The organism is Devosia sp. CAU 1758 (assembly GCF_054482695.1).
The window spans coordinates 29761-51018 of record NZ_JBTLRJ010000001.1 but is presented as its reverse complement, the minus strand read 5'-3'; the positions used below and the strand labels follow the sequence as shown (position 1 = coordinate 51018).

General features: G+C 61.5%; 19 protein-coding genes and 2 pseudogenes. 13 read left to right on the top strand and 8 right to left on the bottom strand.

Going from position 1 to position 21258, the window contains the following annotated elements; all coding sequences use genetic code 11:
- Nucleotides 1-2 precede the first annotated feature (2 nt).
- Both ACXYMS_RS00270 and ACXYMS_RS00265 read right to left on the bottom strand, forming a co-directional pair.
- Nucleotides 3-737, bottom strand: coding sequence for a GntR family transcriptional regulator (locus tag ACXYMS_RS00270; protein WP_458903035.1), 735 nt, complete (start codon nucleotides 735-737; stop codon nucleotides 3-5).
- Nucleotides 734-1780, bottom strand: coding sequence for an aromatic ring-hydroxylating dioxygenase subunit alpha (locus tag ACXYMS_RS00265; protein WP_458903034.1), 1047 nt, complete (start codon nucleotides 1778-1780; stop codon nucleotides 734-736). Before ACXYMS_RS00265 ends, ACXYMS_RS00270 begins: the two co-directional genes overlap by 4 nt.
- A gap of 123 nt (nucleotides 1781-1903) precedes the next feature.
- On the opposite strand from ACXYMS_RS00265, the gene ACXYMS_RS00260 reads away from it, so the two are divergent.
- The 4 genes and pseudogenes from ACXYMS_RS00260 to ACXYMS_RS00245 all read left to right on the top strand — a co-directional run.
- The gene (locus ACXYMS_RS00260) at nucleotides 1904-3025 is read left to right on the top strand and encodes a 5-methyltetrahydropteroyltriglutamate--homocysteine S-methyltransferase (RefSeq protein ID WP_458903033.1); all 1122 of its coding nucleotides are present in this window, start codon (nucleotides 1904-1906) and stop codon (nucleotides 3023-3025) included.
- Nucleotides 3026-3179: 154 nt separating this feature from the next.
- Nucleotides 3180-3470, top strand: coding sequence for a hypothetical protein (locus ACXYMS_RS00255; RefSeq protein WP_458903032.1), 291 nt, complete (start codon nucleotides 3180-3182; stop codon nucleotides 3468-3470).
- A gap of 401 nt (nucleotides 3471-3871) precedes the next feature.
- Nucleotides 3872-4814, top strand: a pseudogene (locus ACXYMS_RS00250) (Mu transposase domain-containing protein).
- A pseudogene (locus tag ACXYMS_RS00245) lies at nucleotides 4790-5001 on the top strand (ATPase); the annotation flags it as partial. The pseudogenes ACXYMS_RS00250 and ACXYMS_RS00245, both read left to right, overlap by 25 nt.
- A gap of 109 nt (nucleotides 5002-5110) precedes the next feature.
- Here ACXYMS_RS00245 and ACXYMS_RS00240 read toward each other — a convergent pair.
- Nucleotides 5111-6661, bottom strand: a complete 1551-nt coding sequence (locus ACXYMS_RS00240; RefSeq protein WP_458903031.1) for a winged helix-turn-helix domain-containing protein — start codon at nucleotides 6659-6661, stop codon at nucleotides 5111-5113.
- Between the two features lie 135 nt (nucleotides 6662-6796).
- Between ACXYMS_RS00240 and ACXYMS_RS00235 the strand changes: the two genes are divergently transcribed.
- Genes ACXYMS_RS00235 through ACXYMS_RS00225 form a run of 3 tightly spaced genes read left to right on the top strand, consistent with a single transcriptional unit; the run spans nucleotide 6797 to nucleotide 9790 of the window.
- Complete coding sequence (locus ACXYMS_RS00235) at nucleotides 6797-7165, top strand: cupin domain-containing protein (protein WP_458903030.1); 369 nt, start codon at nucleotides 6797-6799, stop codon at nucleotides 7163-7165.
- Between the two features lie 51 nt (nucleotides 7166-7216).
- Complete coding sequence (locus ACXYMS_RS00230; RefSeq protein ID WP_458903029.1) at nucleotides 7217-8293, top strand: PLP-dependent cysteine synthase family protein; 1077 nt, start codon at nucleotides 7217-7219, stop codon at nucleotides 8291-8293.
- A gap of 24 nt (nucleotides 8294-8317) precedes the next feature.
- The gene (locus tag ACXYMS_RS00225; protein ID WP_458903028.1) at nucleotides 8318-9790 is read left to right on the top strand and encodes a pyridoxal phosphate-dependent decarboxylase family protein; all 1473 of its coding nucleotides are present in this window, start codon (nucleotides 8318-8320) and stop codon (nucleotides 9788-9790) included.
- Nucleotides 9791-10016: 226 nt separating this feature from the next.
- On the opposite strand, the gene ACXYMS_RS00220 is transcribed toward ACXYMS_RS00225, so the two are convergent.
- From ACXYMS_RS00220 to ACXYMS_RS00205, 4 genes are read right to left on the bottom strand one after another with little or no spacing between them, the layout of a single operon-like run.
- A complete protein-coding gene (locus ACXYMS_RS00220; RefSeq protein WP_458903027.1) occupies nucleotides 10017-10811 on the bottom strand; it encodes an alpha/beta hydrolase in 795 nt (264 codons plus the stop codon).
- Complete coding sequence (locus ACXYMS_RS00215) at nucleotides 10811-12286, bottom strand: NAD-dependent succinate-semialdehyde dehydrogenase (RefSeq protein ID WP_458903026.1); 1476 nt, start codon at nucleotides 12284-12286, stop codon at nucleotides 10811-10813. The genes ACXYMS_RS00220 and ACXYMS_RS00215 overlap by 1 nt, the downstream gene beginning before the upstream one ends.
- A 15-nt stretch (nucleotides 12287-12301) precedes the next feature.
- Nucleotides 12302-13519 (bottom strand): iron-containing alcohol dehydrogenase, encoded by a 1218-nt coding sequence (locus tag ACXYMS_RS00210; protein ID WP_458903025.1) that lies wholly within the window; start codon nucleotides 13517-13519, stop codon nucleotides 12302-12304.
- Nucleotides 13516-14547, bottom strand: a complete 1032-nt coding sequence (locus ACXYMS_RS00205; RefSeq protein WP_458903024.1) for an Ldh family oxidoreductase — start codon at nucleotides 14545-14547, stop codon at nucleotides 13516-13518. Before ACXYMS_RS00205 ends, ACXYMS_RS00210 begins: the two co-directional genes overlap by 4 nt.
- A gap of 74 nt (nucleotides 14548-14621) precedes the next feature.
- Between ACXYMS_RS00205 and ACXYMS_RS00200 the strand changes: the two genes are divergently transcribed.
- The 6 genes from ACXYMS_RS00200 (at nucleotide 14622) to ACXYMS_RS00175 (ending at nucleotide 20575) form a co-directional block, all read left to right on the top strand.
- Nucleotides 14622-15326, top strand: a complete 705-nt coding sequence (locus ACXYMS_RS00200) for a GntR family transcriptional regulator (protein ID WP_458903023.1) — start codon at nucleotides 14622-14624, stop codon at nucleotides 15324-15326.
- An 11-nt stretch (nucleotides 15327-15337) separates the two neighbouring features.
- Nucleotides 15338-16882 carry a sugar ABC transporter ATP-binding protein gene (locus ACXYMS_RS00195; protein ID WP_458904544.1) on the top strand — a complete coding sequence of 515 codons (1545 nt, stop codon included), beginning with the start codon at nucleotides 15338-15340 and terminating at the stop codon, nucleotides 16880-16882.
- The gene (locus ACXYMS_RS00190) at nucleotides 16879-17874 is read left to right on the top strand and encodes an ABC transporter permease (RefSeq protein WP_458903022.1); all 996 of its coding nucleotides are present in this window, start codon (nucleotides 16879-16881) and stop codon (nucleotides 17872-17874) included. The genes ACXYMS_RS00195 and ACXYMS_RS00190 overlap by 4 nt, the downstream gene beginning before the upstream one ends.
- A 53-nt stretch (nucleotides 17875-17927) precedes the next feature.
- Complete coding sequence (locus tag ACXYMS_RS00185; RefSeq protein ID WP_458903021.1) at nucleotides 17928-18878, top strand: substrate-binding domain-containing protein; 951 nt, start codon at nucleotides 17928-17930, stop codon at nucleotides 18876-18878.
- Between the two features lie 61 nt (nucleotides 18879-18939).
- Entirely contained in the window at nucleotides 18940-19551 is a 612-nt protein-coding gene (locus tag ACXYMS_RS00180; protein ID WP_458903020.1) for a DJ-1/PfpI family protein, read from the top strand.
- A 640-nt stretch (nucleotides 19552-20191) separates the two neighbouring features.
- A complete protein-coding gene (locus ACXYMS_RS00175; RefSeq protein WP_458903019.1) occupies nucleotides 20192-20575 on the top strand; it encodes an MAPEG family protein in 384 nt (127 codons plus the stop codon).
- 6 nt (nucleotides 20576-20581) lie between these two features.
- On the opposite strand, the gene ACXYMS_RS00170 is transcribed toward ACXYMS_RS00175, so the two are convergent.
- Nucleotides 20582-21244: a TetR/AcrR family transcriptional regulator gene (locus ACXYMS_RS00170; RefSeq protein WP_458903018.1), complete on the bottom strand. Its 663-nt coding sequence runs from the start codon at nucleotides 21242-21244 to the stop codon at nucleotides 20582-20584.
- Between the last annotated feature and the right edge of the window lie 14 nt (nucleotides 21245-21258).

Sequence of the window (21258 nt, the reverse complement as noted above, 5' to 3'; positions counted from 1 at the left end):
GCTTACCCCACAACCAGCGACAGCGCCGGCACCCTGCGGATCAGGCTGCGATCCTGGTCGAGCACGAATTCCAGGTTCTGTCGAGCCAACCGCGCATGCTCGCGCGCCAGCGCCTCGGCGCGCGTGCCCTCGCGCAACAGGATCGCCGAGATCATGGCCCGGTGCTGTGCCTGGGCGCCATAAAGCGAGCGCCGGAATTCCACCACACCCGCCTGCTTGTCGAGGAACGCACTGGGCGAGGCAAAGGGCAGGCTCGTCACCCGCTCGATTTCCCGCCTGATGGTCTGGCTGGCCAGCCCCCAGAGCTTTTCGTGAAAGCTGGCATTGAGATCGACATAGCGGTCGAAATCCATGTCCTCGACATCGCCGCGCAGCGCCACATCGATGCCGTCGAGAAGGCCCTGCAATTCATTCATCCGCGCCGGGGCCACGCCTCGCTCTGCGGCCAGCCGCAGCGCCAGGCCCTCCAGCACGCCGCGCAGTTCGATGGCGTCGATGACATCCTCGCGCGAAAAGCTGCGCACCGCATAGCCACCCGAGGGAATGGCCTCCACCAGCCCCTCCTGCCCCAGCCGCGCCAGCGCCGCCCGCAGGGGCGTGCGCGAAATGCCCAGCCGCTCCACCAGCGCCAGCTCGGATAGCCGCGTGCCGGCGCGGATTTCGCCCGAAACGATCAGGTCCCGCACCCCCATCAGCGCGCGTTGCGACTGCGCCGCCCGTTCTGACTTCTCGATCATTCCGCTGCCTCCGGCATCGCGGTTTCCTCGGCGATCATGCGGTCGATCAGCCGCCGCGCCCACATCGATCCGGCATCGATATTGAGATTGTAGATGACATGGTCGGGATTGGCGTCGATGGCCTTCTGCTGGGCTTCGAGAATCCGTTCATCCTCGCGGAAGATCGAGGACACGCCCTCGCGCAGGTCATGGGTGCGTGCCTGCTCGTCGAGTTTATAATTGCGGGCAAAGGCCCAGAAATAGTGGCAGCTCTTGTCCGTTTCGGGCGTCATCGTGTTGAGCACGAAGCCGTTGACGCCCTGGCTGCGATCCCCCTCGGGCGCGCCGGTGCCGGTGGGCGCCACGCCCACGTCGATGGCCACGGTCGAGGGCGCCTGGAAATTGATGATCTGCCAGCGATCCACATTGCCCGGCTTGCCCAACTGCCCCCGCCAGAAAGGCGGCGCATCGATGTCGCGCATCCAGCGGGTGATGGTGGCGGTCGTGTCGGTATGAGTGGCCTCGAAGGGCGCCTCGGCCACCGCGCGATTGCCGATGGACGAGCCATGCACATACGTCTCGTGCGTCAGGTCCATGAGATTGTCGACCACCAGCCGGTAATCGCATTTGACATGAATATATTTGCCGTCGGCGGCCCAGTCCGGGTGCTTGTTCCAGTGCAGGTCCGGCACCAGCGCTGGATCCGCCAGCGCCGGATCACCCATCCACAGCCACACGAACCGGTCCTGCTCGACCAGCGGGTAGGATTTGACGCAGGCCGAGGGATTTATGGTGTCCTGCGACGGCATGTATACACACCTTCCCGTGTCATCGAATTCCAGCCCGTGATAGCCGCAGATGACATTGTCGCCATAAAGCTCGCCCATGGACAGCGGCAGCAGCCGATGCCAGCAGGCGTCGGCCAGTGCAACCGCCGTTCCATCCTGCTTTCTATAGAGAACAACCGGCTTGTTGCAGATGGTGCGGGCCAAAAGCTCGCGCTTCACCTCGACATCCCAGGCCACGGCATACCAGGAGTTCAGCGGAAATGTGGGCTCGCTCATGGTTCGATCCTCCTCCGAAATCGAGAGCATTGAATACCAGTTGTATACATTTTGCAAGAAGGTGATTGCCAAGCCCGCCGCTTCGGGCCATCACTCCCCCAACCTGGATCAAGGAGGAATCTAATGGCCGTTGCGAAGCCGCCCTATCACGCCGATGTTGTCGGCTCTTTTCTGCGCCCCGACAGCATCAAGGCGGCCCGCAAGGCCCGCTTTGAGGACAAGTCCATCAGCGCCGAAGAGCTCAGGGCCATCGAGGATCAGGCCATCATCGACGTGATCCGCATGCAGGAAGATGCCGGCCTCAAGGCCGTGACTGACGGCGAATTCCGCCGCGCCTGGTGGCATTTCGACTTCATGGGCATGCTCAACGGGCTCGACGTTATCCAGCGCGAAGGCGGCGGCATCCAGTTCCATGGGGTGCACACCAAGCAGGACGTGCCGGTGATCACGGACAAGCTCAGCTTCCCGGCCGACCATCCCATGCTTGAGCACTACAAATTCGTCGCCGCCAATACCAAGGTGACGCCGAAAATCTCGATCCCCGGCCCCAGCGCCATCCATTTCCGCATCGCCGACGACGATATCGCCGTCAAGGACTACAAGCACGATGCCGAAGCCTATTTTGAGGACATTACCGCCACCTATAAGGCGGCCGTGAAGGCTTTCTACGATGCCGGCTGTCGCTATCTGCAGATGGACGACATTTTCTTCGCCTATCTCTGCGACCCGAAAATCCGCGCCGAGCGCAAGGCCAGGGGCGAGGACCCCGATTGGCTGATCGGGCGCTATGCCAAGATGATGCATGACGCCATTGTCGACCGTCCGGACGACATGCTGATCGGCATGCATATGTGCCGCGGCAATTTCAAATCCACCTGGGTCGCCGAAGGCGCCTATGACCCGGCCGCCGATGCCATTTTCAACCAGACCGATGTCGACATCTATTTCATGGAATACGACACCGACCGCGCCGGCGGCCTCGAACCGCTTCGCCTCCTGCCCAAGGGCACCAAGCGCGTCCTGCCCGGCTTCATCACCACCAAGACGCCCGAGCTCGAAAGCCTGGATGACCTGAAGCGCAAGTTCGACGAGGCATCGAAATATGCCGATCTCGACCAGCTCGGCATCGCCCCCCAATGCGGCTTCGCTTCCACCGAGGAGGGCAATGACCTGACGATGGACGACCAGCGCCGCAAGCTCGACCTTCTGGTCCAGACGGCCGAGGCTATTTGGGGGAAGGTCTGACAGGACCTTTCACACCACGTGATGGGCGCGTGACTCGTGGTCGCGCGCCTACCATCACGACCAGCATTCCCTCTGGGATAAAATCTCCTTAACCATTCGTTTCAAGTCCCGCTCGGCCTCGCAACCTTGGCGTCGCAAATGCGTAATTTCCCGCATGGACACCGACCTCAAGACTTCCGCCCAGCCGTACGAACTGTTCATGTTTGCCCGGAAGCACGCCATTCCACTCGAATATGCCCGCGCGATCCTGGCCCGCCGGGGTGCCGACCGGCACGCTGCAGACATGGACGCGAAGAAATTCGGCTCAGGCCAGCCCGCTTGGCACTGTCCACACGGCGAAGACCGCTCGCCTTGCGCCGCCCAAAAGGAAAACCCCAGCAACTCGGCTGAGTTACTGGGGTCTTTTGGTTGCGGGAGCCTGATGCCACCGGAAGTTGACTGCTAGGACCGGAGAGCAAGGCGATTAAACGCCACGGGCAGAGACGGCATGAATAGGCCTTGGTTTTGCGCGATGTTAACGCCTCGTGGCGGAGAGAGAGGGGCTGGAGCAAGCCGTCCAAAACGATGACATCGCCCTCTTCAGCGCCAGGAGCTCCCAACGTGTTCAATTGGCTATCGAGCAGGGTCGGCGGAATATAGTGATCCGTCCTGCTAAAAAGCCTTTCTTCCAATTCGCTACGAGGCAGGCTCGGTAAGATGAAGCGCTGACCTGACCCGACGATGGTTCTAAGCTGTCATTAGGCGTGGAATAAGGCCCCCGTTTCGGGGTAATCGGCTTCCAAAAGGGACCCCTTAGACGCTGGGTTTCACAGTGCTCACCGATGTTGTCGGGGAGCCGGTTTTGGGATGTTGATAGTGGAGACAATTGCCAGGATGCGGCGGGCGCATTTTGTTCAAGGCAAGCCGATCAAGGCGATCTGCCGAGAGCCGAAGATCTCGCGCAAGGTCGTGCGGAAGGTGCTGCGGTCGGGAGAGACGGCGTTCGATTATGAGCGAACTGTTCAGCCGATGCCCAAGATCGGGCTTTACAAGGATGAGCTGGACCGGATCCTTGCCGGGAACGAGGCCAAGGCCACCCGCGAGCGGCTGACGTTGATCCGGATGTTCGAAGAGCTGCGTGGCCTGGGTTATGACGGAGGCTATGATGCAGTTCGCCGCTATGCCCGCGGCTGGCACCCCCCTATGCCGGGCGGTCGATGGCTTCCATGGGGTGACCGCCTCGGTCTCCAAGACGTGCCTCGTTCGGTTCGATAACAACAAGTAGTCGGTGATGGCCAGTGCCGTGGGACGCCCGGTCGAGATCCGAGCCTATGCCGATCGGATCGAGCTGCGCCAGGACGGCAGGCAAGTGGGTGAACATGCCCGCATCTTCGGTCGCGACTAGACCGTCTATGACCCTTGGCACTACGCTCCGGTGCTGGCGCGCAAGCCCGGCGCCTGGCGCAATGGCGCGCCCTTCAAGGACTGGTTGCTGCCAGCCAGCATCGAGAAAATTCCGACGCCGGCTGGGCTCTGCAGCCGATGGGGGCGGGCAGATGGTCTCGATCCTGACCGCCGTGCTCAGCGATGGCCTGCCGGCGGTCGAGGCGGCCTGCACCGAGGCGCTGCGCGAAGGGGTCTGCTCGGCCGATATCGTGCTCAACATCCTGGCCCGGCAGCGTGAACCACGCAGCCCGGTCACGATCCTGAACACCCCACAGGCCTTCGGCTCCGCGTCGAGCCCACGGCCGACTGTTCCCGCTACGACAGCCTGAGGAGGGCAATATGCTGGAACGCTCCGAGATCCTGACCACCATGAGCGCGCTCAAGCTCTATGGCATGAAGAGCGCTTATGACGAGACGAGATCATCGCCACGGCGATCAAACGCGAGCATCAGCCCGATCTCATCGTCTCGGACCTGCTCACCTCCGAGATCGCCGAGAAGCAGGCCCGATCGATCAAGTACCAGATGACTGACACTCATGGCCCCATGGCGACTTCGGGGCCGTAAGCAGACAGGCAGATTCTGCTTCGGGATTAGTGTACGCAGACATTGGATCGCGTGCAGCGGGCGGAAGCCCTCCCGTTACGATGCAGATGGTGATCTAAAAGCCCTGGCGGTGCAGTTCCGTCGCAATGCGTGCGCGCGATGCCGGTTGACGAGTCGGAAACGCGGCAAAATAGTGCTCGGAGTTGGCGTCTGGCTTGAGCCGGCGGACCTTCTGTCGCCAGCGGCCCGCCTGCTCATGGCGGCCAGCCAGCCCGTTGGCGACGAGTGCTATCATGGCAATCAGAAAATGCGCTCCAGGCGTAGTGGCCGCACGGTCGGCCCAATCGGCTGCGGCTTCGTGATCTTCCTGCTGGATGAGCATTTGTGCACGGACGCCATGGATGCCGTAGAGCAGAGGGTCGAGCGGGCTTAGCTGGAGCGAAGTGTCAAGCGCGCCGAAAGCTGCGGGCGCATTTCCCGTGAGCATGGCCGTAAAAGCGGAAGCGTAGAACCCTTGCGCGTAGTTGGGGTTTAGTGCCGTTGCACGCGCGAGCCAATTGGCAGCGATCTCTGGATCATTGGAGAGCCAGAATGTACGCCCCATTGTAAAATTGGCGAAGGGATCGAGAGGATCCAGCTCCAAAGCACGCTCAGCATGGCGCCGCGCGTCGCGTGCCGCTGACGCTGGGTCGCGCGACAGACGCAAAAATGCTTCTAGAAAACTCGTAAAAGACAGGCCGGCATGGGCTCTGGCGAGCTGGGCGTCTGCCTTGATGGCCCTTCCGAAACAGTGCTGCGCCATCGTGTTATCGGCTGCCGTGAAACGATAGAGGTGCCCAAGCCCGATATGATAGTGAGCCCATGCATCTAATGCAGTGGGATCGCTTAAGAGCGCTATGCGCGCCTCGTTGTAGGGGATGTGAGATTCGAGAGCCGAGATCACATGCCCAACGATACGCGCCCGGAGTTCGCCAACGTCGTCAATGGGAGTTACGAGTCTGTCCGCCCATATGATTTCGCGTGAGCTGGAGTCGGTCAACTCGAGAGTCACAGCGATAGTGCGGTCGGGACTCTCGATCACCCCGGACAGGATGTAACGCGCAGTCAGCGCGGTCGACACTAGATCAAGATCGGCGGCAACCTGCCGCAATCGGAAGGTCGATCCCCGTGCGATCACCGCAAGCCAGCGAAGGCGCGAGAGTGCTTCGATGATCTCGTGCGGGATAGCATCGCTAAGAATGGCAAGCTCCGGCAACATACCCAGCTGCTGGAAGGGCAGCACTGCAATCGAAGGACGCCCTTCGTGCTGGCGAGGCTGCGACAACGCGAGAACATCCGAGCCGACATGCCCAGTTGACGTAGTCGTCACCTCGGGAACGAAACGGAACCCCCTGCCGTGAACAGTACAGATCACTGCCTGTTTCTCGCCATTGTCGTCGACTGCCTGGCGAGCGGAGCGGATACGGCTAGAAATGCTGGCGTCCGAAACAGCCTCTCCCTGCCACACCGCAGCGACGATCTCGTCCTTGGTGACCATGTGATCGCGGTTTCGGATGAGATGTATGAGCAAGGAAAGCACTTGTGGCTCCAGCCGCACCGGCACACCGAGGCGGCTGAGCTGAAATCGCTCCGGGTCGATCTGAAAGTCGCCGAATGACCAAGCCATGGCCAATCATAGTGCAAATCGTCTGCTTCTACAGGAAATCTTCAGAATTACATCAAGCTTGCCCGAGGCGACCGGCGCAGCTTGACCAGCGAAACGTGCCTCGTGCGTCAGAAGAGGCAGAGAAGGAGCATAACGATGCAAGACAATTCAATAGTAACGAGACGGTTCGAAACACCGGACCAGCGCCTCGACATGAAGGAACGCGGTGGCATCTCCATCGTGACAATGACTGACGGCAGTTCGGGAATGCACGCGATCTTTGAGCCAGGCTGGACTTGGGAGGCAGACGAGAAGCCGTTGCTCGGTTCGCCCGAATCCTGCCCCATGCGGCACACGGGTTACTGCATCTCGGGCAAGCTCGTCGTGCGTATGATGGATACAGGCAAAGAAACGCATATCAGCACCGGCGACTTCTTCGAAATTCCTCCGGGGCATGATGCCTATGTCGACGGCGCCGAGCGGGTTGAACTGATCCTGTTCGCGCCGCCCGAACATCAGCACTGATCGAATCTCATCCGAACGTTCGCCTCATGAAAATGGAACGGAGACAAATTGATGGACGCTGTAGCAACGCAGGGACGTGGCAGACTCTTCGCCAGCGTCCTCGAAACCGTGGGGAACACCCCTGCGATCCGCATCAACAATCTCGCCCCCGCCGGTGTCGACCTCTACGTCAAGGCAGAGGCTTTCAACCCAGCGGGCTCCGTCAAGGATCGACTGGCACTCAACATCATCGAGGAGGCCGAACGCGACGGAAGCCTTAGCCCGGGCCAGACAGTGGTGGAGGCGACGTCAGGCAACACCGGCATCGGTCTGGCAATGGTGTGTGCGGCCAAGGGCTATCCACTGGTCGTGACTATGGCAGACAGCTTCTCCATCGAACGGCGCAAATTGATGCGAATGCTCGGCGCCAAGGTAGTCCTGACACCACGCACACAGAAGGGCTTAGGCATGTACAGGAAAGCTGTAGAACTGGCCGAAGCGAATGGCTGGTTTCTGGCGCGGCAGTTTGAGACCAAGGCAAATGCCGCAGTTCACGAGGAGACCACGGCGCGCGAGATTATCAATGATTTCGCTGGATCGCGGCTCAACTGGTTCGTCACCGGCTACGGCACCGGTGGTACTGTGACCGGGGTCGGTCGCGTGCTGCGCCGGGAGCGGCCAGAAACGCGCATCGTGCTCGCGGAACCTGCGAATGCACAACTGATCAGCAGCGGCCATGTTCAGCCGCGCGGTCCTGGCGGCGCGCCAGCCTCGAGCCATCCCGCCTTCGAGCCGCACCCGATCCAAGGCTGGACTCCGGACTTTATTCCGAACGTTTTACAGGAGGCGATCGACTCCAGCCTCTATGATGAGGTGGCCCCCATCGCTGGCGCCGAAGGCATTAAATGGGCAAAGGCGCTGGCACAGCGGGAAGGGATTTTAACGGGCATTTCCGGTGGTGCCAGCTTCGCGGTTGCCCATCGGATAGCAGAACGGGCACCTGCCGGCTCCCTCATCCTGTGCATGCTCCCGGACACCGGCGAGCGCTACATGACAACGCCGCTCTTTGAAGGGATCGAGCCCGACATGGACGAGGAGGAATTGGCCCTGTCCCGCTCGACTCCCGGGTTTCAGCTCGACGCAGCGTGAGGACGTAATATGGGAGTGACAGCAATGGAGACTTCGCGCCACACCACGGATCCGAACGCGGAGGAAACGCTCGATCCGGCAGAGTGGAGCGATGTCCGGGCGCTCAGCCATCAGATCGTCGATGATACGATCTCTTACCTTCGCGACGTCCGTGAGCGTCCCGTGTGGCAGGAAATGCCGGCGGAGGTGAAAACGATATTCAAGCGCTGCTTGCCCCGCCTTCCAACGCCGCTCGATGCGGTCTACCAGCAGATCACCGAGAACCTGATGCCCTATCCGATGGGCAACATCCATCCGCGCTTCTGGTCCTGGTACATGGGGTCAAGCAATTTCACCGGCGCGCTGGCCGACTTTCTTGCGGCTGTTCAGGGGTCCAACCTCGGCGGTGGAAACCATGCCGCCGCGTTGATGGACAACCAGGTGGTAAATTGGTGCAAGGAGATGATTGGGTTTCCTCAAACCGCCAGCGGGACGCTGGTCAGCGGCGGCTCGATGGCCAACCTGATCGCCCTCACCGTTGCGCGCAACGTCAAGGCAGGAGCGAACATCCGCGAGGATGGCGTCGGCGAAATAGAGCAGCCGCTGCGGTTTTACGCCTCGGATCAGGTGCATAGCTGCCACCGAAAAGCGGTGGAGGCGCTCGGGTTGGGAAACAAGGCACTCCGCCGGATCCCATCGGACGTCGAACTGCGTATCGATGTTGCTGCTCTTCGAGCCGCGATTAGGGAGGATCGCGCGGCCGGGTTCAAACCAGCTTGCCTTATCGCCACCGCCGGCACGGTCAACACCGGCGCTATTGACGACTTGCAAGCGCTGGCGGATCTCGCGGCAGAAGAAGATCTCTGGCTGCATATAGACGGCTGCATCGGCGCGCTGTTGGCGATTGCTCCGAGCAACACTTTTCGCGTGTCTGGCATCGCGCGCGCGGATTCTGTGGCTCTTGACCCACACAAATGGCTGCATGCTCCATTTGAGGTTGGTTGCGTCCTAATCCGCGACGCCGCCGCACATCGCGGTGCCTTTGCCGTCAACCAGGAATATCTCGAGTCAACGCCACGGGGCCTCGCATCTGCTGAGTGGCTGTATGAATATGGCCTGCAGACAACGCGTGGCTTTCGGGCGCTGAAGGTCTGGATGGCGCTCCAGGAACATGGCGTTGAAAAGTTCGGCCGCCTGATCGACCAAAATATCGCACAGGCGCATTATCTCAACCAGTTGGTGGAGCAAGAGCCTCTTCTCGAACTGGTTGCACCTACCACCATCAACATCGTCTGCTTTCGCTACCGCCCCTTCGGTTTGGACAGCATCGCGCGGAAGACACTCAATATCGAGATCATGCTGCGACTCCAGGAAGAAGGCATAGCTGCCCTTTCAGACACAACGGTGCATGGAGAGCATTGCCTTCGGGTTGCAATCAACAATCACCGGACCCGGCGAGAGGATCTTGCCATGCTCGTTCAGGAAACGTTGCGTCTCGGAGCGCTGTTGACGGCTTAACTGCACAGTGAGCTAGTGATATGAGCAGCTTTGATCACAAGGGCGGCAGGGAACTATGTCGGAATGACTGCCCCTTTTCGTCATTGGGGGCGCATAGCAGTTGGCGGCTCATGAGGACTGAGGCGCCAAGCTCGCGGAACATTATGGGAGGGGCCGTTGAACGACTTTGCCAGATGATGCCTAACTGCTCCCAGCGTACAAGCTCGGGGCAATCTAGCAAACTCTGTCAAAGCCCTCTGCACAACGACCACAAGCGGCCGCCGGAACGGGTGCTCGCGTCTCCAAGATCGAGCACCACGCTCATGTGATTTCCCGATATTGGCTCGGACATTGTTCCCAGCTTTTGTGCCAAGTTCGCAGCTTGTGTCTGGAATGGCTCGGTCTCCCGGTCGCCGACGACGATGTGAACGTCTTGGGCGTAGGACAGTGGCAGCCGCAAAGGCGAAAAGCGGCTTGCCTCGTCTTCAGTGATGCCGATGAGTGGCTGCAGGAACGACTGGCGGAGAGGCTCGATGTCATAGATGCCGCTTAGTAGCAAACTCGCACAGGGTCGGATCGGGCTGCCTATTTGTAGAAGCATAGCACACAGATGCGCGCCGGCAGAATGGCCGGATACCGAAAGCCGCGTAGCATCGCCGCCGAGTTCTGCGGCATGCGCTGCAAGCCACTTGGCGGCGCGCGTCACCTGGTCGACGATGGTTTCCATCCGCACCGCCGGCATCAGTGAATAGTCCATGATCGCCGCGATTGCGCCGGCCCCTGTAACGGTGTCGGCAACATAGGAGTAGTCCGCTTTGGCGAACATCCGCCAATAGCCGCCATGCACGAACAGGTGGACCGGAGCAGGGCCACTCATCTGCTCTGGGAAAAATAGATCGAGCCGCTCGTCGGCGCCATCGCCATAGGCGACGTCCAGCTCTCCCCGTAACGTCGCTCGGGTGGCGGCGCTGCGGGAAACGAACTGTGCGACATAGTCGTCGAAGTCGGCGACATGGTCGCGGGTGCGGAACAAGTCCACCATCAGAACGATGCTGCGATGTACTTGGGCTCCATGAACTCGGTGATGCCATGGACGCCGCCCTCGCGGCCTAGCCCGCTCTGCTTGACGCCGCCGAAGGGCGCCGCCGGATCGGACACGAGGCCGCGATTGAGCGCAATCATGCCCGCCTCGATGCGGCTGGACACGGCGAGGCCGCGCTTGAGGTCACTCGTGAACACGTATGCTGCAAGGCCATATTCGGTATCGTTCGCCAGTTCGATCGCTTCGTCCTCGCTGGAGAAACGGTAAAGCGGAGCGACAGGCCCGAAGATCTCTTCCTTGGCCATCAGCGCATCGACCGGCACATCTGCCAGCACGGTGGGCGGGTAGAAGAAGCCCCGCCCCTGTGGTCGCTCGCCACCGCTCAAAACACGCGCGCCCTTGGCCACGGCATCGGCAACAAGACTTTGGATTTTATCGACGGCCTTCTTGGTGATCATCGGGCCGCAGGCGGTCGCCGGATCGGTCCCGGAACCGACACGTAGCGCGGCCATGCGCTTGTTCAGTCCTTCGGCGAAGCGGTCATAGATGCCGGCCTGAACGATGAAGCGATTGGCGGCCGTGCAAGCCTCGCCGGCGTTGCGCATCTTGGCAACCATCGCGCCATCTAGGGCGGCTTCCAGATCGGCATCATCGAACACGACGAACGGCGCATTGCCGCCTAGTTCCATCGAGCAGCTGAGGACGGTCTTGGCTGCCTCGGCCAGAAGCGTGCGACCCACACCCGTCGAACCCGTGAACGACAGCTTACGAACGCGAGCGTCGTTCAGCATGGTCGCAGTCACCGGACCGGGGTTCTTCGTGGTGAGCACATTGATCACACCGGCAGGCACGCCAGCCTCGGCATAAATATCGGCCAGGGCATAGGCGGTGAGCGGCGTTTCGCTTGCCGGCTTTAGCACCACGGTACAGCCGGCTGCGAGTGCTGGGGCAATCTTGCGCGTTGCCATAGCCGCCGGGAAGTTCCACGGCGTGATCAGGACGGCAATGCCGATGGGCTCCATGTCGACCAGGATGCGGTTGCTGCCCGAGGGTGCCATTCGGTATTCGCCGGCAATGCGCACCGCTTCTTCGGCATACCAGCGAAAGAACTCAGCGGCATAGTTCACTTCGCCGCGTGCGTCGGTCAGCGCCTTGCCGTTTTCGAGCGAGATCAGCGTCGCCAGTTCATCGGCGCGCTCCAGCATCAGCATGTGGCAGCGGAGAAGGATTTCGGCGCGCTGGCGAGGCGGCGTCGCTCGCCAGCCCGGCGCAGCCGCATGAGCGGCGTCGACCGCCTGCCGCGCCTGCTCTTCGGTGGCGTTGGGAACTTCGGCGATCACTTCCTCGGTGGACGGATCGACCACGGGAATGCCCGATCCGGCGATCCACTCGCCGCCAATATAGAGGCCCTTGGCGTAGCGGGAGCAGTCGAGAGTGGTGGTGGCGTTCAGCGGCAGGACGTTTGCGGTGGTCATGATGTCTCCCATAGGTCAGGACGCGTGCTGCAGGATGCCGCTGTAGGCAGCCCCGATCAGGCGTTGCATAGCGGACGCATCGAGCGGCCGCGGATTGTTGTCGATAAGGCGGCCGATGCTCAGTGCCTGCTCACCGGTCCAGTCCAGGTTTTCCTCTTCTACGCCCAGCAGCTTGAGGTTAACCGGAATGCCGATGCGCTCGAACAACGTGCGAACGAGTTCGATCGCTGCATCGGCGCGGTTGGCTTCATCGGCTTCATCCGATCCCAGCGCCCGGCCGATGGCGGCGAGTTCCGTTACGGCGTGCGAGCGATTGAATGTCATCACATAAGGCATCATGCACGCGACGCCGAGGCCATGCGCGGTGTGGGTAAGGGTGCCGATCGGATACTGGATCGCATGGGCCGCAGCCGTCCCTGCCGTGCCGAAGGCCATCCCGGCACAGAGCGCCCCCATCATAACGTCGGCTCGCGCATCGATGGAGTTCGGCTCGCGATACGCGCGCTCGAGACTGCGGCCTAGTAATTCGATGGCGAGGAGGGCAAAGTGGTCTGTCAGTGCGCTCTTGCCAACAAATACCCGCTCCTGCGCCAGCGCCGGACCGGGCTCACGTCGAACAGCGGTGAACGCCTCGATGGCATGCGTCAGTGCATCGGCGCCGGCAATGGCGGTAAGCCCGGCGGGGCAGGTCAGCGTCAATTCCGGGTCGCAGATCGCCGCCGCCGGAATAAGGTGCGCACTCGAAATCCCCACCTTCATGGCGCGATCGGGATCCGACAGCACCGCGACCGGGGTCACTTCAGACCCCGTACCCGCCGTGGTCGGCACTGCAATCATCGGCAGGATAGGGCCGGGGACCTTGCCCTCGCCATAATATTCGTCCGCCGTGCCACCGTGCCGGAGCAGCAATGCCACCGTTTTGGCGAGGTCGAGGCACGAGCCGCCGCCGATGCCGACCACGAGATCTGGCGCAAACGCGCGCGCGGCATCGGCCACCTTGGCGCAGGAATCACGCGGCACATCCGGCTCAACCGACGAGTCGATCAGCACGGTGATACCCTCGGCCTCAAGCAGCGCCACCATTTCGGCAAACACCACTTCACCGGCAAGACGCGCATCGGTACAGATGAGGGCGCGTTTGCCTAGGCGCATAGCCACCTTGCCCAGGGCATGGCGTTGCCCCGCGCCGAACAGGACCTCGCGCGGCATTCGAAGGGCTGCGAATAGGCTCATGACGAGAGTTCCTGCTTAAGCTGGGGTGAAGTGTTGTCGAGGCGGTCGTTGAGCGAACGCCAGAGGGTGTCGTTGACGGTAAAGCCATGTCCGAGCGCCGCAAGCCGGCGCCGCCGCGCGCCATCGCCCGGCACTCTGACCGGACGGTCGGCGTCCGCCGCCGGACTGGCGCGAACCGCATCCAGATAGGCAGCGATCCGCGCCGTCTGCGCGTTCGCCGGATCGATGACAATGAACACATCGCCCTTGTTGGCCACGTGCTCCGCGTCGAGCGTTCCATGCACATCGGGCGCAAAGGCCGAACCGACAAGGCTCGCAACCAGCACTTCGAGGGCAAGCCCTAACCCATACCCCTTGGCGTCGCCGAACGGCGCGATCGAGCCCCGCTTGGCGCGCTCGGCATCGGTGGTGGGCTGACCCTCGGCGTCCAGCGCCCAGCCCTCAGGCAGCGGCGCGCCGCGCAGGGCGTGGTCATGCACCTTTCCCATGGAAACAAGGCTCGTGGCGAGATCCAGCACGAACGGCTCCTCGCCGGCGGGAATACCGATGGCGATCGGATTGGTGCCCACCATAGCCCGCGTCCCGGCGAAAGGATGCACCAGCGCCTCGCTGGTCGAAAGTGCGATGCAAATCCGTCCCGCCCCCGCCACGGCCTCCACATAAAGCGCCAGCATGCCCAAATGATTTGAATTCCCCACGCACGCCAGGGCGATTCCCGTGTCGTCGACGCGCTCCAGCAGCGCATCGATGGTAGAAAAGGCAACAACCGGGCCAAGACCACGCGTGCCATCCACATGGAGCACCCCCGGCTTCCGCCAGTTAAGTTGTCCGCGTGCTGCGGGGTCAGCTAGTCCGCGTTCAATCCGGTCTAATATGCGCGGGAGGCGCTGCAGCCCATGCGAGGGATGGCCGCGCAGTTCGGCGCCAACCAGACTCTTCGCCTGAAGGCGGGCATGGGCGGTCGGAGCGCCGGCTGTCGTCAGCAGCGCCGTCGTCAACTCCTCCGCTTCTGTCGCCGAAACCTTCATCGGAAATCCTATACGATATCGTATTGCATGGGTCGGAACATCGTGTTAGCCAGTAGTTAAGTCAAGAGGAAAAGATGGCCAGAGAGCTTCCGACAGCCCAGAGCAGCAGCGCCGACGCGACGGCTGCCATTCCGCGTCATAGCCTTGCGGCCGAGGTTTACGAGACCGTGTTCGGCCAGCTCATGTCTCTTAAGATCGCACCAGGCTCTCGCATCACAGTCGATAATCTGGCGCGGGAACTGCGGGTGTCGCAGACCCCGATCCGCGAAGCGCTGAGCCGCCTCGAAGCGGAAGGCCTCGTGCGCAAGACCCATCTCGTCGGCTATAGCGCCGCCCCGCAAGTCACCGCCAAGCAGTTCGCCGATCTTTATGAGCTGCGCCTTTTGCTCGAACCCGATGCAGCCCGTCGGGCGGTTGCACGCCTCGATAAAGAATCGGTCGCCGAACTCACCGAAGCTGCCGGTGTGATGGGACGCCGCGCCAAGAGCGGGGATGAGCGCGCGCGCTATTCGCAGTTCGCCCGTCAGGACGCAGTCTTCCATGACATGATCATGAAGGTGGCCGGCAACGAACTGATCCGTGACACACTGATCCACCAGCACGTGCACTTTCACATCTTTCGCCTGATGTTCCATTCCCGGGTCACCGAGGAAGCACTGTCGGAACACGAAGCCATCATCAGCGCATTCGAGGCCCGCGATGCCGCCGCCGCCGAGAACGCAATGCGGATTCACATCGAGCGGTCGCGCGATCGCCTGTTGCCGGTGTTCGACGAATGAGCGTCGTCGGAATGATCCGTTCAGAGGCGAGCAAGTTCGCCGCTCCACTTATGCAGCTTTTCGGGCTGGGTAAATCCTACGGACCAGTGACGGTGCTGTCGGATGTGGACCTCGACATTCGTTCGGGCGAGATTCACGCTATCATCGGCGAGAACGGCGCCGGAAAGTCGACGCTGATGCGTCTGATCTCGGGCCACGTAAAGCCGACCAAGGGCACCATCCGCCTGGGCGGCGAAGAGGTGGTGTTCAACGCGCCCGTCGCTGCCGAACGTGCTGGAATTGCCCTTGTACACCAGGAAATCCTCCTGGCCGATGGCCTGACCGTGGCCGAAAACCTCTTCCTGGGCCGCGAACGCAGCCGCAATGGCGTTGTTGACGATCGCACCATGGAGCGCATCGCCGCCGAGCGGCTCGCCGATCTTGGTTGCACCGCATCGCCGCGCGATCTTGTGCGCAACCTGCCGATCGCGCAGCGCCAGCTGGTACAGATCGCCCGCGCCCTGCTTGAGGATCATCGCCTGGTAATCTTCGACGAGCCCACCGCCGTGCTCACCACCACCGAAGTCGATACGCTCCTCGGCATCGTTCGCGGCTTGCGCAATCGTGGCGTCGCCGTTCTCTACATATCCCATCGTCTCAACGAGGTTGAAGCGCTGGCGGATCGCATCACCGTCCTGCGCGATGGCAAGATGATTGGCACCCATGACGCCGAGGCGGTGACACAGGAAGACATGGCCTGCCTCATGGTCGGCCGCGAACTCTCCATGCTCTATCCGCCCAAGCGCGGCGCGTCGAGCCAGAAGCCGATCCTCGAGATCGATCACCTCACCGTTCCCGGCTATGTGGTCGATGCCTCGCTCGTGGCGCGGCCCGGCGAGGTTCTAGGCCTCGGCGGCATGATCGGGGCAGGGCGCACCGAATTCTTCGAGGGTCTGCTCGGCCTTCGTCCAGCCAAAGTCGATCAGGTAAGTGTCGACGGCAAGGCCGTCCGCATCCATTCAGTGGCCGATGGCGTCGATGCCGGGATCGGCTATCTAACCGAAGACCGCAAGGGCAAGGGCCTGCTGCTGCGTGAGCGGCTAGCACCGAACTTGGTGTTGACTGGGCTCAGCCGCCTCTATCGCAAGCCCTTTATAGAGCAGAAGCTCGAGCGGCAGGAGCTTGATCGCGCCGTCGGGGAATACGATATCCGGGTCCGCTCCAAAAAGCTCGAAGCCGGACAGCTTTCGGGCGGCAATCAGCAAAAGCTGCTGCTCGCCAAGATCATGATGCTCGACCCCAAGATCGTCATCATCGACGAGCCGACCCGCGGCATCGACATCGGCAACAAGAGCCAGATTTACTCCTTCATCGACGCGCTGGTCCGGGGCGGCAAGGCCTGCATCGTCATCTCGTCCGAACTGCAGGAACTGGTGGGTCTGTGCGACCGCATCCTGGTCATGCAGGCCGGCAGCATCGTCGCAGAATTTTCCGGTGACGAGATCACCGAAGAAGCCGTCGTCCTGGCGGCAACAAGCGGCGGGCCAACCGCTGCGGCAGGAGGAACCATCCAATGACCGACATCACCGCGCCGCTTGTACGCGAGCCATGGCTCCAGCGCATCAACTGGGTCGATATCGGCCCTTTCATCGCGCTGGCCATTCTTTTGCTGGTCGGCGTCCTGATCAATCCGGATTTCCTGTCGCCGACCAACATCACCAACGTCGTCACGCGCTCGGCCTTTATCGCCATCATCGCTGTCGGCGCCACCTTCGTCATTTCCTCGGGTGGTCTCGACCTTTCCGTGGGTTCGATGACGGCGTTCGTCACCGGCATCATGATCATGTTCATGAACGCAATGGTGCCCGCCATGGGTGCTAACGCCATCGTCGCCGGAATGGCGCTGGTGCTGTGCGTCGGCGCGCTGAGCGGGCTTTTCAATGGCCTCATCGTCACGGTCGGCAAGATCGAGCCCTTTATCGTCACGCTCGGCACCATGGGCATCTTCCGTGCGCTCATTACCTTCATGTCCGATGGCGGCAACATCCCTCTCGATCGCGACCTGCGCGAACCCTTCCGACCCGTCTACTACGGCAATCTCCTGGGCATCCCGATCCCGATCGTCGTGTCCATTGTCGTTGCCTGCGCTGGGGCATTCATTCTCTACAAGACCAAGTTCGGTCGCCGCTGCGCTGCGGTGGGCGCCAATGAAGAAGTAGCTCGCTTCTCCGGGATTTCCGTCGGTCGCATCCGCACCATCGCCTTCGTCATTCAGGGCATCTGCGTCGCCATCGCCGCGATCTGCTACGTGCCACGCCTTGGCGCCGCCACGCCGACCACCGGTCAGCTGTGGGAACTGCAGGTGATCACGGCCGTGGTCATCGGCGGCACGGCGCTACGCGGTGGGAAGGGCCGCATCTGGGGCACCGTCGCGGGCGCCGTAATTCTGGAGATGATCGCCAACCTCATGGTGCTCTCCAATTTCATTTCCGAATACCTCGTCGCCGCCGTTCAGGGCCTGATCATCATCATCGCCATGCTGGTTCAGAGGTTCTCCAAGCAGCCGTGACCGGACCTCACGCACTGCTCCAATTGACGGTCCAAATTTCTGGGAGGAAGTTAATGTTTAAGACCAAACTGCTCGCTGCGGCGGCCCTGTCGACGCTGCTGGTGGCAGCACCCGCCCTGGCACAGGAAAAGAAGACCATCGCCGTCTCCATTCCGGCGGCCACCCATGGCTGGACCGGCGGCGTCGTTTATCACGCTCAGAAGGCTGCCGAAGAGATCAACGCTGCCTTCCCCAATATCGAAGTCACTGTGAAGACCTCGCCCTCGGCCGAAGCCCAGGTAAGCGCGCTGGAAGATCTGACCGCCTTGGGCGATCTTGACGCTCTGGTCATCCTGCCCTTCTCGTCCGACGAGCTGACCGGTCCGGTCCAGTCCGTGTCGGAAGCCGGCACTTTCATCACCGTCGTCGACCGCGGGCTCACGGATCCCGAAATTCAGGATCTCTATGTCGCCGGCGACAACATCGCCGTGGGCTCCACCACCGCCAAGTTCCTGGTCGACAACCTCGGGGGCGAGGGTGACGTCGTCGTGCTACGCGGCATCCCGACCGTCATCGACGACGAGCGCATCCAAGGCTTCCAAGAGGGCCTCGATGGCAGCAACATCAACATCCTGGACATCCAGTACGCCAACTGGAACAGCGACGAAGCCTTCAGCCTCATGCAGGACTACCTCGCCAAGTACCCGCATATCGACGCCGTCTGGGCCAACGACGACGACATGCTCCTAGGCGTGCTCGAAGCCATCGAACAGTCCGGTCGCACCGAGATCAAGTACGCGCTGGGCGGCAACGGCATGAAGGAAATCATTGAGAAGGTGATGGCCGGCGATGCCATGACCCCCATCGAAACGCCGTACCCGCCGTCCATGATCAAGACCGCCATCTACATGACCGCCGCCCAGTTCAACGGCCAGGCGCCGGTCCGTGGCACCGTCAAGCTCGACGCGCCGCTGATCACCCAGGACAACGCGGAAGAATATTACTTCCCCGACTCCCCTTTCTGATCCCACACTGGACCGCGCGGCAAAGCGCGGTCCATTCCTGCTCTTTGTTTGGAGACCTGAAATGCCCGGCAAGAAAATCCTGATGCTGTGCGGTGAATTCACCGAAGAATATGAGATTTACGTCTATCAGCAGGCGATGGAAGCGGTGGGCCACACCATCCACGTCGTGTGCCCGGACAAGAACGCCGGCGACGTGATCGCCACCTCGCTCCACGATTTTGAAGGTCACCAGACCTATACCGAAAAGATGGGTCACTACGCGCTGATCAACAAAACGTTCAGCGAAGTGCGCCTCGAAGAATATGATGCAGTCTATGCTGCCGGCGGTCGCGGCCCCGAATATATCCGCACCGACAAGCGCGTGCAGGCCATGGTTCGCCACTTCCACGAAACCAACAAGCCCATCTTCACCATCTGCCACGGCGTGCAGATCCTGATAGCTGTCGACGGCGTGGTGCGCGGCAAGAAGGTTGCAGCTCTCGGCGCTTGCGAGCCCGAGGTGACGCTGGCTGGCGGCACCTATATCGACCTCTCGCCTACCGAAGCTTATGTCGATGGCACCATGGTTTCCGCCAAGGGCTGGACGGCGCTTGCCGCCTTCATCCGCGAATGCCTGAAGGTGCTCGGCACCGAAATCCGGCACAGCGGCGACGTCACAGAAAAGGCCGCCTGACTAGGAAGGCCGGCCTTCTTGGCCGGCCGTTCTCCAACAGGATCAATGCTTCGAACTCCGGGCTGGAGACGAGGGACGAGCAGCCCGGTCGACCGCGGCAGCGCCCTTGAGATTGCCGACTAGCTGCCCTTTGGTGCCCCCCAAACACAGGTACCTATTTCGAAGATCTGACCATGTCCGCCGCAGCGTCTCAAGACGAGACTGTTCTTTAGCAGGCCGAATAAGGACACCTTCTACGGAGGCAGTCCCGAACCCTACGCTGGCTATCCCAAGGCTGAGCCGGTGAGCTAAAGTTGCAATCAGTCATAGACTGCGTGCCGCTCCGATAGTCCACAAAGCAGAAGCGGACTGGCGGCGGCCGACCCCTGCTCTATCATTGATGATTGCTAAGCCGACCGGCCGCTTCTGGCAAATGGAGCACAACGCCTGGACGGCAAGAATGGGGCCGATCGCGGTCCGACCGCTTCTGGTCGCCAAGTTGGCTTAGCTGCCATTCCAATTTGATCATCCGAATGCAGCTGCATGATCGTTGAGACTGCCGACTTGCAGGCAGCAACCGCCTACGCCAAGGCGTCTCCTCTTCTCTCTCTGGGCGGCTCGATCGAGATCGCCCCTGTCGTCCAGATGTGAGCCGAACACGATGACAGGTATCGACTTGCCGGTGACCTTCACCTTCATTGCACTATGCGCCGCCCTGCTCATGCCTTTGACGGGCTGGATCGGCCTCTATCGCGGCTCTCATAATATTCTGCGAGGCGACGGTGGCGATCCTGTCTTGTTCAAGCGCATTCGCGCTCATGGCAATTTCATTGAGACCGCGCCGCTCATAGCCATGGTCCTCTTCGCGGCTGAATGGCTGGGACTTGAACAAGCCTGGCTCTGGGCGGCCGTGGTGTCATTCTTTCTGGGTCGCGGGCTGCACTGGTTCTTGTATGACAACAAGATGCGTGCCGGCCCCATGACCCTGGTCACCGCTCCGGGTCTGTTGCTTGGGGGATGGGTTCTCTACGCACTCTGGGTTTAGACTGGATCAGCCGCTTCGAGTGTTCTCGATCCCACATGACCAGCGGGCTGCGTCGACAAACCTCGACAATTCGATGGCGGTGGCTCCGGCTGCCGCCAACGCCGACATGAGAACGATGAACGCTGCCGAGCTCTGGCCGGCGATCATTGGCTCGATGTCTTTGGGGATGTTTCCCCCTCGTTGACCCTCGTCAACCATGGCCGCGATCATCTGCTCCATCCTGCCAACGTGGGCGCGGAACATGCCGGCCACCGCCAAATCTTCCGCCAGGGGGCTGGAACCTGTCCGGCACAAGAAGCAACCCCGCCAGGAGCCGGTAGTAACTACCGCCTCGATGCGAGCCCAGAACAATTTAAGAGCTTCGGGGTCGGAGCCGTCCGACAACGGGGTTAGCACTGGGTCTAGCACTCCTTCACGATAGACGGCGAGTGCATCGCGTATCAGCTCGGACTTCTCAGGCCACCAGCCATAGAGTGCTCTACGGCTCGCGCCGGTGGCTCGCACAATGTCAGCATATGCCGTCTGATCAGCGCCTCGCTCCCAGAATAGCTCCATGGTTTTCCAGAGGACCTGGGAGCGGGAAAAAGACTTGTCCTTCTCGCCCATTGTTTTCCCTTGACCCTGAGAATGGTTGTTCTCTATCTCTGACACGAAGTTGAGAACGTGCATTCTCACAGTGCGAG